The sequence below is a fragment of the Flavobacterium segetis genome, from assembly GCF_900129575.1.
Taxonomy (GTDB): Bacteria; Bacteroidota; Bacteroidia; order Flavobacteriales; family Flavobacteriaceae; genus Flavobacterium; species Flavobacterium segetis.
This window is the reverse complement of record NZ_FQWE01000025.1, coordinates 1-1448: the sequence shown is the minus strand read 5'-3', so window position 1 is coordinate 1448 and position 1448 is coordinate 1. Positions and strand designations below refer to the sequence as shown.

The window sequence follows — 1448 nt, the reverse complement described above, 5'->3', positions numbered from 1 at the left end:
GGCGTTCAAGCAACTCAACCAGAAAAAGTGAATTGTTGGGATACTTTTGTATTCAACACGAATACTTGTGCTTGGGATAATACTGGCGTTCAAGCTGCAAAACCTGAAAAAGTGAATTGTTGGGATGATTTTGTCTTCAATTCAAATACTTGTGCTTGGGATAATATTGGCGTTCAAGCAACTCAACCAGAAAAAGTGAATTGTTGGGATACTTTTGTATTCAATACTACTTCTTGTGCTTGGGATAATACAGGAGTTCAAGCAGTGAAACCTGAAAAAGTGAACTGTTGGGATAACTTCGTATTCAACACGAATACTTGTGCTTGGGATACTACGGGAGTTCAAGCAGTGAAACCTGAAAAAGTGAACTGTTGGGATAACTTCGTATTCAACACGAATACTTGTGCTTGGGATAACACAGGAGTTCAAGCAGTGAAACCTGAAAAAGTGAATTGTTGGGATAACTTCGTATTCAACACGAATACTTGTGCTTGGGATAATACTGGCGTTCAAGCAGTGAAACCTGAAAAAGTGAACTGTTGGGATACTTTTGTATTCAACACGAATACTTGTACTTGGGATAACACAGGAGTTCAGGCAGTGAAACCTGAAAAAGTGAACTGTTGGGATAACTTCGTATTCAACACAAATACTTGTGCTTGGGATACTACGGGAGTTCAAGCAGTGAAACCTGAAAAAGTGAACTGTTGGGATAACTTCGTATTCAACACGAATACTTGTGCTTGGGATAACACAGGAGTTCAAGCAGTGAAACCTGAAAAAGTGAATTGTTGGGATAACTTCGTATTCAACACGAATACTTGTGCTTGGGATAATACAGGAGTTCAAGCAACTCAACCAGAAAAAGTGAACTGTTGGGATAACTTCGTATTCAACACGAATACTTGTGCTTGGGATAATACTGGCGTTCAAGCAACTCAACCAGAAAAAGTGAATTGTTGGGATACTTTTGTATTCAACACGAATACTTGTACTTGGGATAACACAGGAGTTCAGGCAGTGAAACCTGAAAAAGTGAACTGTTGGGATAACTTCGTATTCAACACAAATACTTGTGCTTGGGATACTACGGGAGTTCAAGCAGTGAAACCTGAAAAAGTGAATTGTTGGGATACTTTTGTATTCAACACGAATACTTGTGCTTGGGATAATACGGGCGTTCAAGCTGCAAAACCTGAAAAAGTGAACTGTTGGGATACTTTTGTATTCAATACTACTTCTTGTGCTTGGGATAATACAGGAGTTCAAGCAGTGAAACCTGAAAAAGTGAACTGTTGGGATAACTTCGTATTCAACACGAATACTTGTGCTTGGGATAATACTGGCGTTCAAGCAGTGAAACCTGAAAAAGTGAACTGTTGGGATAACTTCGTATTCAACACGAATACTTGTGCTTGGGATAACACAGGAGTTCAAGCAGTGAAACC

General features: G+C 39.4%; 1 protein-coding gene. It reads left to right on the top strand.

Annotation, left to right across the window (positions count from 1 at the left end):
* Positions 1-1448, top strand: a 1448-nt coding sequence (locus tag BUA99_RS15180; RefSeq protein ID WP_159430959.1) for a hypothetical protein, incomplete at both ends; no start/stop codon positions are given.